The sequence below is a fragment of the Paenibacillus sp. Y280 genome, from assembly GCF_056786335.1.
The window spans coordinates 288300-300672 of the sequence record NZ_JBXCIW010000001.1; the positions used below are offsets into that span (position 1 = coordinate 288300).

The 12373-nt window shown below is 41.1% G+C and carries 12 protein-coding genes; 4 read left to right on the top strand and 8 right to left on the bottom strand.

What is annotated here, in order from left to right:
• Window positions 1-6 precede the first annotated feature (6 nt).
• Window positions 7-1278 carry an ABC transporter ATP-binding protein gene (locus AC1TPC_RS01375; RefSeq protein ID WP_482065076.1) on the bottom strand — a complete coding sequence of 424 codons (1272 nt, stop codon included), beginning with the start codon at window positions 1276-1278 and terminating at the stop codon, window positions 7-9.
• Window positions 1279-1297: 19 nt separating this feature from the next.
• Complete coding sequence (locus tag AC1TPC_RS01380; protein WP_482065322.1) at window positions 1298-2674, bottom strand: ABC transporter permease; 1377 nt, start codon at window positions 2672-2674, stop codon at window positions 1298-1300.
• Window positions 2675-3151: 477 nt separating this feature from the next.
• Between AC1TPC_RS01380 and AC1TPC_RS01385 the strand changes: the two genes are divergently transcribed.
• The 3 genes from AC1TPC_RS01385 (at window position 3152) to AC1TPC_RS01395 (ending at window position 7042) form a co-directional block, all read left to right on the top strand.
• Complete coding sequence (locus AC1TPC_RS01385; RefSeq protein ID WP_482065077.1) at window positions 3152-5413, top strand: O-antigen ligase family protein; 2262 nt, start codon at window positions 3152-3154, stop codon at window positions 5411-5413.
• A 178-nt stretch (window positions 5414-5591) separates the two neighbouring features.
• Window positions 5592-6605 carry a M23 family metallopeptidase gene (locus AC1TPC_RS01390; protein WP_482065078.1) on the top strand — a complete coding sequence of 338 codons (1014 nt, stop codon included), beginning with the start codon at window positions 5592-5594 and terminating at the stop codon, window positions 6603-6605.
• A 5-nt stretch (window positions 6606-6610) separates the two neighbouring features.
• On the top strand, window positions 6611-7042 hold the full coding sequence (locus AC1TPC_RS01395; protein ID WP_482065079.1) for a bactofilin family protein: 432 nt from the start codon (window positions 6611-6613) through the stop codon (window positions 7040-7042).
• Window positions 7043-7126: 84 nt separating this feature from the next.
• Here the strand turns inward: AC1TPC_RS01395 and AC1TPC_RS01400 are convergent, their stop codons facing one another.
• The 5 genes from AC1TPC_RS01400 to AC1TPC_RS01420 form a co-directional block, all read right to left on the bottom strand.
• Entirely contained in the window at window positions 7127-7921 is a 795-nt protein-coding gene (locus tag AC1TPC_RS01400) for an ABC transporter permease (RefSeq protein ID WP_482065080.1), read from the bottom strand.
• Window positions 7914-8834, bottom strand: a complete 921-nt coding sequence (locus AC1TPC_RS01405) for an ABC transporter ATP-binding protein (RefSeq protein WP_482065081.1) — start codon at window positions 8832-8834, stop codon at window positions 7914-7916. The genes AC1TPC_RS01400 and AC1TPC_RS01405 overlap by 8 nt, the downstream gene beginning before the upstream one ends.
• Before the next feature lie 457 nt (window positions 8835-9291).
• Window positions 9292-9750, bottom strand: coding sequence for a S24/S26 family peptidase (locus AC1TPC_RS01410; protein WP_482065082.1), 459 nt, complete (start codon window positions 9748-9750; stop codon window positions 9292-9294).
• Between the two features lie 11 nt (window positions 9751-9761).
• The gene (locus AC1TPC_RS01415) at window positions 9762-11144 is read right to left on the bottom strand and encodes a sugar phosphate nucleotidyltransferase (RefSeq protein ID WP_482065083.1); all 1383 of its coding nucleotides are present in this window, start codon (window positions 11142-11144) and stop codon (window positions 9762-9764) included.
• Between the two features lie 52 nt (window positions 11145-11196).
• Window positions 11197-11637, bottom strand: a complete 441-nt coding sequence (locus AC1TPC_RS01420) for a PilZ domain-containing protein (protein WP_482065084.1) — start codon at window positions 11635-11637, stop codon at window positions 11197-11199.
• Window positions 11638-11768: 131 nt separating this feature from the next.
• On the opposite strand from AC1TPC_RS01420, the gene AC1TPC_RS01425 reads away from it, so the two are divergent.
• The gene (locus AC1TPC_RS01425; protein WP_482065085.1) at window positions 11769-12137 is read left to right on the top strand and encodes a helix-turn-helix domain-containing protein; all 369 of its coding nucleotides are present in this window, start codon (window positions 11769-11771) and stop codon (window positions 12135-12137) included.
• Here the strand turns inward: AC1TPC_RS01425 and AC1TPC_RS01430 are convergent.
• Window positions 12112-12267, bottom strand: a complete 156-nt coding sequence (locus AC1TPC_RS01430) for a hypothetical protein (RefSeq protein ID WP_482065086.1) — start codon at window positions 12265-12267, stop codon at window positions 12112-12114. The genes AC1TPC_RS01425 and AC1TPC_RS01430 overlap by 26 nt on opposite strands.
• Window positions 12268-12373: the final 106 nt, after the last annotated feature.

Below are 12373 nucleotides of genomic sequence, written 5' to 3' on the forward strand. Positions count from 1 at the left end.
ATACTGCTAATCAATTATTTGTTTAATTCCAATTTTATCTAAAATACAAAAACCTTGAGCATTGGGATATGGTTTTTTATTTCTCACATCTATTAACAAAGCATCACTAATCCAATGGTGTTGTACATGTTGTTCGTATGTTCCATCAGCAATAGCTAAATCCAAACTATAAACACCATCTCGAATTAAAGGAAAATCAAAACTCCATTTAAAAGTATAACTATTACTCATTAATATAGACTTAATATTCATATTTTCTATTTCAGTGTTTACTATTATTATAGAATTCCCTAATCGATCTTTTAACACAAAACCAAGTATTGGCATCATTAGGTCTTCACTTGCGGCAATCCTTACAATTAATTGAACTTTCTCTCCTCCAGAAATAAAAGAATTTTCGGTTTCTAAATGATTTAAAAATTTTGCATCAACAATTTCAGCCCCCATTTCCCCAAATACTTGAGAACGATTGGAAAATGAATTTCCTTGCGGCAATATTTTATTTTCATCATCTTCAGAGTCTCTTATATCACTCAGTGTTGTATCATATGTCATGAATGCATGATACTCATCAATAATATCTTCTGGTAGTCCATCTTTATGAATTTCACCTTCATTAAACCAAACAACTCTGTCACAAAAATTAGATATTGCACCAAGATCATGACTTACAAACAAAACAGTTCCTTTCTCTTTAAACTCTCTGATTTTCCTATAACATTTTTGCTGGAATCTTATATCCCCTACACTTAATGCCTCGTCAATTATTAATATTTCTGGCTCTACATTAACTGCGCATGCAAAAGCTAGACGAACAAACATACCACTAGAATATGATTTAACTGGTTGATGAATAAAGTCACCTATATCAGCAAATTCAAGTATTGATTGTAGTTTTGAGTCTATACCTTCTTTATTAATTCCCATCATTGATCCGTATAAGTAAATATTCTCTATACCAGTATATTCAGGATTAAAGCCAGCTCCTAGTTCAAGTAGTGCAGATATTTTACCTCCAACATTTACTTTGCCGAGAGTAGGAGTTAATATGCCTGTTATTACTTTTAGGATTGTAGATTTTCCAGCGCCATTCTTCCCAATAAAACCAACAGTTTCACCTTTTTTTATTTGTAATGAGATGTTTTTTAATGCATGAAAATCCCTATGTCTTTTTTTAGCAAAAGGATTAAGAGCCTCTAGGATCCGATCTGTTGGTTTATTATAAAGTTTATATATTTTCGATACGTCCTGTATGGATATTGCAATACTTTCATTCATCCTGACAATCTCCAATCTCTCAAAGCACATCAGCAAAATGCGGCTTTAGTTTTTTGAAAATGTAAACACCTAGCATAAAAGTTATCAAGGCAAAAAACCAAAACCAAAGTGTAAGATATATATTTTCATAAAACCATGCTTCATAAAATAATGATTCTCTATAACCTTGAACAACATAGTACATAGGATTTATTTTAAATATCCAACTATATTTATCACTTAGTATTTTTTCCGACCACATAATAGGAGTAAGCCACATGCCTATTTGAATTATTATGGATACTATTTGTCCTAGATCTTTAAAAAACACAATAATAGCAGAAGTTAGATAAGAAATTCCTGCAACAAGAATTATTGTGCAGAATGAATAGTAAATCAATTGTATATTGTAAATTTGGAATGAGTTTCCATATGATAAAAATACAATATAAAGAAATATTACAAAAACACAGTGAACAAATAATGAAGATACTATTTTAACAATTGGAAGAATACTAACTTTAAAGACGACTTTTTTCACCAAAAAGCTATATTCCGTAAAACTATTTGCAGCATTAGAAAGTGAGTCTGCAAAGAAAAACCACGGAATCAAGCCAGTAATAAACCATATTGCAAAAGGAATATTTTCATCTGTTGGCGTTACCTTAAGTCCTACTTGAAAAACAAACCAATATACAATAATAGTCACAATAGGCTGTATATAACCCCATACAAACCCCATATATGAACCTGCGTATTTAGTTTTAAAATCATTTTTAGCTAAATCTAATATTAACTTTCTATTACTGAATATGTCCCTACAGAAGTTATTAATCATTCTTCTTTTTATGATTAATATAGATATTAAAGAGCTTAATAATATTGCAATGAAATTAATGATCAAAGACCTAAATTTCTCGTTATCTTTCACTATTTCTTCTTTTAATTCAGCTGGTAAAGGTACATATATATAAGGGTCGGATCCTCTTGTAACTATCTCTATGTAATTACTTCTATTTATAAACTTGCTAATTTCATTCGCTTCATTATCCGTTAATACCTTTAGAGATAGCGATTTTTTATTAATAAATGATTTAAAATAAATATCTAATATTTCAACTTTTCCTGGGTGTTCTCCTAAATCGAATCTTATTCGATCAACATCAGATGTCATTAAAAATTTTAATTCCGAGCTCTTTTCGGATCCATTAAATTTGTCGCTACTTGAATTTTCCTCTGTGAAGTCTTCTCCCTTACGTGCAAAAAAGGCTTGAAAGTTATTTGATTCGCTACTTACCAATTCTATATACATTTTCATCGTTTCAGGTACTTGAAGAAATCTATTTAACAAACACGAGGAAAGTAAATACAGTACAATAAAAAATATAATTTTACTCATTTTTCTTTTAACATTCATTCTTTTCAACACAAGCCTTTCATTAACATAATTTTAATCTTTTGAAAACTCTATTTCAGACTACTCCATTTAAAGATACGTCCTATTTTTACTCATCTCACAAAGAAATTACAATTAAATCTGTAAAAATTATTATCTCTTCAAAAAAGAGAATTCTACAATATTAAGCATGATATAATATTAATCAATATTCCAAATACCAACACAAAATCTCGATTTAAATGTCTTATTCATCCCTTGTTATCTTACCAAAGTTCCTCCCATATTCATACCTTATTCTACTTCCAGTACCGAACAAATTGTAGAAATTTTGCGTAATGTATACTTTTTCGACAATCCCCCATTCCCTACAAATCTGTAAACGCCATACATTTTAATGGTTTCTATTATAGTAATCTACTCCCCCATTTGATAAAATACAAAAAGAAGCTATATCTGTTTCATATATACATAACTATGGATGAGGAGTACTTACGAATGAGCGCACGAAACAATTCAAAAAGCAGTACGGAGACGATAACCGCTGATTTATCGCTTTTGAGGTGGATTGGCACGATTGGAATTGCCCTGTTTCTTATCATTTTCCCTTATAATCGAGGATTGTTCAACGGCTATGAGTTAGGCTTCGAGTCTGCGATCTATGGTGCGGCCATCTTTGGCTACGTTGTACTGATCGTAACAGCTGCCTACATGTTCCGCAGCACGCTGCTGAGCAGTTACCGAGGTATTTTGTCGATTGCTGTCATGACACTTCCGCTCATTTATTGGTTATCTTCCTTTCAAGCCGTATCGAGCTATTATGCACAGTTCATGACTCTCGTTTATTTTTTGCTCGCTGCTCTCTTTATTAGCGGACTCTATTTTGCAGACTCCAAGCTTTCACGCAAAACGATTGAATATGCCCTTATGCTCTCATCCTATTTAATCGTCATCTTCGGCTTATTGAATCTGTTTGGCCAAATGTACTATAGAGATGCGCTATGGCTCGCTCATGACGGCTATCGTTTGTCATCCGTTTTTCAATATTCGAACACTTATGCCGGCTTCCTAGCTGCGTTGTTTTTAGTTAGCCTCTACTATGCCGCACACTGCATACGTCCTTCTGCACGGCTCATTCATGCAGCTATGCTTGTACCGATATGGATTTCTTTCATGTTCACCTATTCGCGGGGCGCTATCGTAGTTATTCCTGTTATGGTGCTAATCCTACTGCCGTTTTTACGGTTGACGAAACAAATCACATACATCGTATTTATGGTTTTGTCTGTTGTTGTCTCAATGGCTATATTAGGAAAGCTTACAACGAATGCCGATGCCATTGCCGCATTGGTTCAACCGACCGCAACGAAAGCGCAAAGCCCAATTTCATTATTCAGCTCATTGCCGCTGCAAAACTGGGGACTTCTGCTGCTCGGAATGGTCATTACTGCAGGCCTGATTTTGCTTTACCACACCAAAGTCAATGCTTTCATTGAAGCAAAGCTTACAAATCTATCCTCAAAGAAATGGTCATTCGCTGCTGTACCCGTCGTCGCAATCGTCCTAGCAGCGGTTGCTATAGTAGCTCTATTAGGCAGCAGTGCGATCCGCGGTTTGTTACCTGATAAAATTGCTGCACGCTTTGAAAATATTAATTTACAGCAGCACAGCGTACTGGAGCGATTAACCTTTTACAAAGATGGTCTTCATGTCGCTGAGGATTATCCGCTTCTCGGCGGAGGCGGCGGTGCATGGCAGGCGATGTATGAGCAATATCAGAACAACCCATATTGGAGCAGACAAGCGCACAGCTTCTTTGTTCAGACGCTTGTAGAAACCGGCTGGATTGGTTTAATCGCCTTGCTCGCGTTGCTCGCTTTTGTTTACAGCTTATATATCCGATCCTTCATCCGTTATCCCGAGCTGCGAGGCAGCCATTTTATCTTTTTTATTCTTTCGTTTTCACTGCTCATTCACAGCGCGATTGATTTTGATATGAGTTTTCTGTTTATTAGCGCGCTCGTATTTATTTCTCTAGGCTGTATGCTTGCTCCTTATAGCAGCAAGCTTTTAATTGAACGCCTCAAAGGAAAGACGGTACGCCCATGGCAAAAGGCTGCTTATCCAGCAGTTCTTGCTCTACTGTCCCTATTCCTGATCGTCATTGCTATTCGGGAAAATAGCGCCGTTCATAAATACACTGATGTATATTCGTTAGCCGTTCAGCAGCAAACGCCTTTAGACCAGCTGGTGCCGATGTTAAATGAAGCAATCGATGCATCGCCTAAGCATGCGGCTTTCTCGTTAACGATGGCAGATTGGCTGGAGCAGGCTTACAAACAAACATCTGATTCATCCTATCTAGATAAAGCCATTGACACGGTTACGCAAGGTAGAGATTCAGACTCTTATAACCGCGGTCTTCTCCTTGCGCAATATCGTCTTCTTCAACAAAAGGGACAATTCGAAGAATCACTTGCTATACTTGACGAGGGTGTCACCAAGTTCCCTTGGGACATCACTCTTTATGAGGCTTCGATAATTTCTTATGTAAAAGCAAATCAGATCGCTTTTTCCGAACAAAACGGTGACAAGGCAAAGCAGTACGCACAGCGTGTAACTGATCTCACTAATGAAATAAATAGAAGAATCGGTCAGCTCGCAGCCTTGCCGGCTGAGCAGCAGCAGGGCCGCTCCTTCGCCATCACGCCAGCTATTGAGCAAGCCATTGCACAGATAGAGCTAGTAGAAGCTCAATAGTTGTTAGCTTAACCTCACTAGCATTTCCTAAGACTGTCCGCCCGCACCATTCGTGCATGGCTGGCAGTCTTTCTTGTTTTCGCACAAGTTTTATGGCATGTTTTACTGCTTCCAAGAATAAATAGCATTAGAACGTTCTGATCGATCCTGTATGAGCTCAGCCGGAAGGAGTAGGCTATTGAAACGAGCGAGGAATCCAAAATGGTCCTTTGTCGTGATGCGCGGCGCGGATAAAACTGTGAAGCAATTTCACATATCAAAGCGATCTGTCTTTGCCGCGCCTACGGCAGCGGTTTTAGCGGTTACGGGCTGCATTGGGGGCCTCCAAATCAAGTCAGCCTATGAGCTGCATCTTTTGGAGGAACAATTGTCTAATCAGGATGCTGAGTTTGCTCAAACCGTAACCGCAAAAGACAAAGCAATCACATCTTTGCAGCAAGAAATACTCGGGCTATCGCGTCAAACCCTTGAAATGAAAGCGAAGATTGATGAATTGCAGCAGCTTGAGCTCAAGCTGAAGCAATTCATTAAAAACTACGGAAATAGAGTAGATCCATCTGCCTACCTAGCACCAAAAAGAACATCAGATCTATCCTCTCGAACGCTGCCGTCTACGCCCACTATTTCCAGTAGTTACTCCACTAGTCAACAAAAATCTATAAGCTTTTCATTACTCGCACAAAATACCAGCCATGAACTCGCTTCACTCGGCACGATGGTCGAGACGATGGAGGAAACACTTGCGCTAACCTATGAGTTGGCCCAAGCAACAAGGTCCACTGTAGATGCCTATCCTTCCTCCTGGCCGACACGCTCTAAGCTGCTTACATCCGGTTTTGGTTATCGCAGCGATCCTTTTACCGGACGTTCTACGTTCCATGCAGGCATTGACATAACAGGCAAGCTTGGTGATCCCGTACTTAGCGCAGCAGACGGCACTGTATCCGAAATAGGGTTCAATAGCTCTCTTGGCCATTATATCGTGATCGACCATCTAGGAGGCCTACAGAGTGCCTATATGCACTTAAAGGAGGTCGAAGCGAGTAAAGGCGACGAGATCGTCCGTGGCGAGAAAATCGGCTTATTAGGCTCAAGCGGCAGAAGCACGGGTCCGCATTTGCATTTTCAGATCATGCAAAAAAATGAGCCCGTAAATCCCATTACATTTCTGGCGCTAATAAAGGAGGATTAAAATTTATGTTTAAAGACAACAAACGGCTCGCGGCAACCGATACACTGATCGGTCAAGGCACGGTGAGTGAGGGCAAAATGAACTGCGAGGCAAGTCTGCGCATTGAAGGTGAATTCCGTGGCGATATTGAATGCAAGGCTGATGTCATCATTGGAGAATGCGGCATTGCAAGATCGAATATTACAGCAAGAGATATTACGATAGCTGGCAAAGTGTACGGCGATATCGTTACGAAAGGACGGCTCATCATAACCTCTACCGGTCATTTAACCGGTACGATTACAGCTAGTACATTCATCATCCAAGATGGAGGCAGACTTAACGGCATGTGCCATATGGATCCGGTTACGGATGTCAAAAACCGTGCACATCCGGAATCCGATACAACTCCTATTCATGCCAAAGAGTCTAAAGAAAAATCTAGACAAGCTGGATAATCAGCTAAAATAAAAAGCCGTTCGTCTACTGTCTTCCTTCAGAGGATGACACAGCAGGAACGGCTTTTTTGCTAAAGATGAAGCTTAGGTTGCAACGTCACGCTTATTGAATATATACCAGGTCAATGCAATGAATATGACGTAATAGACACCCAGTATGCTTAGCGAATAGCCTAAGGTCATGCCTTCACGCATCGGGCTGCCATTTAAATATTGCGTAAGGTTCAAATGGACAAACAACAAATAATCGATCCATTTGTAATCGAGCATCGCAATTAGGCCAATAAAGCTGTTAACCCCAAGCAGAAGAAACAGAGCCATACCGATAGCAAGTCCGCTGCTGCGGAACACTGTCGAGAGCATGAAAGCAAGTGTAACCGTAACGACGAGCGAGATTAACGTTAAGCCATAATACTTCAGCATATATGCAATTGGATTAGATCCTTCTTCGCCTACAAAATTTGGACTCACATCAGGCGATGCGTTGATGCCAAAGCAAATCCAATTCACCAGCAATGTACTTGCGAACAATAGAATAGCGAGCAAAATAGCGAATTGAATGATCGAAATATATTTGGAAAGCAATATTTTCGACCGCGACCATGGACGGATCAGCAGCAGCTTAATCGTCCCGCTCGTAAACTCCTCCGCAACCCCGCCGGCAGCGATAACTACCGTGAATATCGTTACAAGCAAAAACAAAATTGAAGACTCTAAAAATACGACATCCCACATCGATGTGTCCCTACCGCCAAAAACCAGCCATAATATAGATATCGTTAATACTAGAAGCACTAAAATGGCTGACATTACCCATGTGCGGGGACGACTGTATATTTTCATATTTTCATTTTGAATAAGCGGCAAGAAATTACCCAATGCGTTCCCCTCCCGTTACTTCCAAAAATTGATCTTCAAGCGTTTTGACTTGCGCGCGGATGCCATATACTTTAATGCCCGCTGATACAAGCGAAGCGTTAATCGCAGCTGTGCCTTCCTTGTCCGCCTCGACAGCGAGTGTATTCTCACCCTCAAGCTCTCCTGCAAATCCAGCAGCCTGGATAACCTCGATAGCGCTTTGCAGACGATCAACTTCGATAACAACTCGCGTATTTACTTTGGCAGCATGCTCGCCGCGAATCGTTCTAACGTCGATCAGCTTGCCGTTTTGGATAATGGCGACGCGGTCGCACATAAGCTCCATTTCGGACAATAAATGGCTCGATACGAATACGGCAATGCCTTCCTCCTTGGAGAGCAGACGCAAGTAATCACGCAGCTCGCGTATGCCGGCAGGGTCAAGACCATTAGTCGGCTCATCCAAAATAAGAAGCTGCGGTTTATGTAAGATTGCCTGCGCAACGCCAAGACGCTGCCGCATGCCAAGCGAGTAGGTTTTTACCTTGTCGCCAATTCGCCCTTCAAGGCCCACAAGCTTCACGACTTCATTGACACGATGCTCTGTAATACCGGGAATCATACGCGCATAATGAATTAAATTATCATACCCGCTCAAATATTTGTACATCTCGGGGTTCTCTACAATCGCTCCAACATGGCGAATAGCCTTCTCAAAGTTTTTCGTGATGCTATGTCCGCTAATCGTTATTTCGCCCTCAGTCAATGACATTAAGCCAACCATCATGCGAATGGTAGTCGTTTTGCCTGATCCGTTAGGACCAAGGAAACCGAATACTTCGCCAAGAGGCAAATCAAGCGTCAACCGATCAATAATCGTTCTTTTACCGATTTTTTTAGTTACATTTTGCAATCTAACAATAGGCTGCTCCATCTCATAGCTCCTCCTCAAAAAGATCCAAATCTCATTCATTATAATCGATTCAGGAAAGAATTGGTAGTTTGCAAAAAAAGCCTCCGCTCTACAGTTAGACTGTAGGGCAGAGACTCTCATCATCATTCACGCGATAGGGTTGTATAACATGTTCGGCAACTTTCGCATCTGCGCGAAGGAACATTTTATAGTCATAGTTACTGGTCTTACCCGGCGATCCTACTATAGCATCCAGCTTATCTTGCTCCACGCTGCATGTTAAGCAATAACCCATTGGATGTACCACTCGGAAAAATCCTGTCCGAAACAATATATCTGCCTCAGGATTTGCTACCATCTCTCCGCAACTAACACAATAAAAACGGTCCTTTGAACATATCATCCGATAGATCGCTCCCTCTCTCTTTCGTAATGACTGTATCAACCTCTTCCTAACGTATGCATGATGCATGATGCGTTAAATGGCAGATGTTCGATCATAACGTCGATTTGCAATCCATCTAGAAACCTTTGGCCAAAACGGAATTTGAAGCACCGCAGCCTCGAGAAGCCTCGAGCGCCAATGATTGACATACAACACTTTTCCATCGCGGTGAACAGCTTTTAATTTCCCTATAATTTTGGAGTAGGCTACTGGCCGCTCCGGCACATCGCATGTATCGCCTCGGAATGTATAGCTTGCTGACTGCTGATCATATTTTATCTCAATCATTCGATTAAGCAACAGGTGTCCTTCGTTATTTTCAAACAAGCACACATCGCCGATCTGCAGCTCCTCTTCGCGTACACGAACGAACGTCGTCACATTCCCATCTTGTAAAAATGGAAACATATCGTTGCCGTAGCATGTGACATCAATAGAGCCTCGCTTTTCAACGACCTTCGCAATAATGACAGTCAGCTCATTCCGATGCATACGATAGTCTCCTACGCCATATTTAATTGACTAGTAATCTCATCCCATGTAACGCCTAGCTTGATGACATCATCCTCAAGTATTTGCTGACCTGTCTGCACTTCAATGAGCTCAACATCCGTACACGCACGCAGGCAGTGTCTAGAACGTTCTGGGATGATTATCGTATCACCTGGCCCAACTTGGCTGTACTGCTCATCGATAACAATCAGCCCTTCTCCAGCTAAAATCGTCCACACCTCTTTTCGTCTAAAATGCAAGTGATAGCTGATGTTCTGTCCTGCAGCAATAAAGATACGCTTCGTCACGCTATGTAAACCTGATGCCATTATTGCTGTATCAATAATTCTATAATGTCCCCAGCGCCGCTCTTCATATTTAGGCTGTTCATTCATCGACTGCAGCTTTGCATTTAGAATGGCGCCTGCATTTTTGCTTGTTACTAGAATTCCGTCCGGACTTGCGGCTACAATCACGTTTTTCAAGCCAATAATCGAGATTGGAATGTCCAGTTTATTAATAAGCTGAGATTGCTCGCTATCCTCTGACACTTCACCCATGCCTAATCGATTAAACGATATTTCCTCCGATAATGTTTTCCAGGTGCCTAAATCCTTCCAATCGCCATCATAACCTACAACAGATCGAGAATATGTTTTTTGTGTAACTTCAGTTTCAAAGCTTGCTCGCGGGATTTTAAAATACTGCTTATACAGCTCATCGTAATGAATAGGAAGACCGCGGTTCATAAGCATAGCAATCATAAAATCAAGCGAAAAGGCATAGATGCCGCTATTCCAAAATGCCCCGTCTGCAATAAGCGATTTCGCTTCTGCCTCATAGGGCTTTTCCATAAATGTTAGCACCTTGCGCTCGCTTATGCCCTCATCCTCCTGATAGGGAGCTAATTCAGGTACGATGTACCCGTATTGCTCGGATGGAAAGCTAGGCCTTGTCCCAACCATTAGCAGCTCTGACCTGCTCTCTCTTGACAGCTTAGAAAGCCTTCTTATGTATGAAAAGAAATCACTATCAACATATGCGTCAACTGGCATTATAATGACTGTTTCACTTAAAGATACACCGGCGATGGAATACAAATAAGCGGCAGCGAGCGCCACTGTCGGAAAGGTGTCTCGTTGCTCAGGTTCAATAATAAGCGGTGCTTCTGTACCAACTTGTGTATGCAATAGCTCTACCTGCTCGCGGCAGGTCGCTATGCGGACATGCTCCTGCAGATCCGCTTCATCTAGCTGACGCCACAAGCGCTGCAGCATAGATTCCATGCTGCCTCGCGGGCCTTCGAGCACCGGTAAATATTGCTTCGCACGCTTACTATTTGCTAAGGGCCATAATCTCTTTCCAGATCCGCCTGATAACAATATGATCTTCAAAGCTTGTCCCCCTTCTATCAAGCGCTTACCAAATTACAGATACTCAAACAAGCTAGCCGCTGTAATGCATGCGCTTTGTATTTAGTAGTCTGCTGTATAAATAATGTATTTTTTTCTGCTGCGGCTGGCATTCCAGTATTTCTTGATTCATCACGCCAATAATTAAAGAACGGAGCGTATTCGAGCATTCAAAAAGGACGCCATGTGCAAACTGATTATCAGCCTTCGAATTCCATACGATTCGGCCGCGCACATTAATTTGTACATTGGAAATCGTCATTCGAAGCTCTACGGAATAATTGTGCTGAATCGGCAGCTGCAGGCCAGATAAGAAACATAGGCCATTTGGGCTTAAGTTAAGCAGCTGTACCGTAGTCGTCGAGGGAGTGAGCATCTGCCCATCTTTGCTTATTAGTCTAAGCTCTGCTTTTACGCCTTCTGTGAAGCGAAGCCTGATGTGGGCGCGCGAGAGATCATTTGAATTCGTCGCCATGCTGGGTTTCCTCCATCATACCTAATAACAAAAATGATTATAGTCACTTATAATTTGCAGCAAATGAATGCAATTGCTGCGTTTCCGTATTAATATAGACTTAGCAGCCTTTCTAAGACAGGAGGAGTTTGATGAGCATAGGCAATCGGCTTGCAGAATTGAGGGACGGACGGAGGTGGACGCAACTGCAAACCGCCACAGCGCTTGGCATTTCACGAGCGGCTTTATCGCATTATGAGAAAAATCGAAGAGAGCCTGACACCGAAACATTATCGAGGTTCGCGGATTTATTTCAGGTCACAGTCGACTTTTTGGTAGGTCGGACTTCAATCCCTCAGCAAACACTAACCGATGATGTGAGAGCCTTCGTCGACCATCTCGAGCTATCAGATGAAGAGTTATTAAAAACCTATCATTTAAGCATAGATGGACGGACTCTGACTCTGGATGAAACCAAACGCTTTATTGCTTTTATTAGAGCTGAGCGTTTATTGCGTTAACGTCCTTCTTTGAAATCCACCTTTCTTGTGGAATGCCGATTTGATCAAGTATTTCATTTATTTCAAGTGTGGTGACCTTCGATAGTTGTGCATCATCCTCGATCGACATTTCTAGTTCATCTCTCAACATACGACCGGCTCCTCATCGTGTAATGACAATGAAAGAAATTATAACATCATTATACCCGAGCCTTCGGATGGAATATGTCGGTTAGTGGGTGCGGCTTTCTTCTAAT

Bases quoted from the DNA above. Each gene is read 5' to 3' on its own strand.
- AC1TPC_RS01375 (WP_482065076.1), bottom strand. From the start codon at position 1,278: ATGAATGAAAGTATTGCAATATCCATACAGGACGTATCGAAAATATAT.
- AC1TPC_RS01380 (WP_482065322.1), bottom strand. From the start codon at position 2,674: ATGAATGTTAAAAGAAAAATGAGTAAAATTATATTTTTTATTGTACTG.
- AC1TPC_RS01385 (WP_482065077.1), top strand. From the start codon at position 3,152: ATGAGCGCACGAAACAATTCAAAAAGCAGTACGGAGACGATAACCGCT.
- AC1TPC_RS01395 (WP_482065079.1), top strand. From the start codon at position 6,611: ATGTTTAAAGACAACAAACGGCTCGCGGCAACCGATACACTGATCGGT.
- AC1TPC_RS01405 (WP_482065081.1), bottom strand. From the start codon at position 8,834: ATGGAGCAGCCTATTGTTAGATTGCAAAATGTAACTAAAAAAATCGGT.
- AC1TPC_RS01410 (WP_482065082.1), bottom strand. From the start codon at position 9,750: ATGCATCGGAATGAGCTGACTGTCATTATTGCGAAGGTCGTTGAAAAG.
- AC1TPC_RS01420 (WP_482065084.1), bottom strand. From the start codon at position 11,637: ATGGCGACGAATTCAAATGATCTCTCGCGCGCCCACATCAGGCTTCGC.
- AC1TPC_RS01425 (WP_482065085.1), top strand. From the start codon at position 11,769: ATGAGCATAGGCAATCGGCTTGCAGAATTGAGGGACGGACGGAGGTGG.
- AC1TPC_RS01430 (WP_482065086.1), bottom strand. From the start codon at position 12,267: ATGTTGAGAGATGAACTAGAAATGTCGATCGAGGATGATGCACAACTA.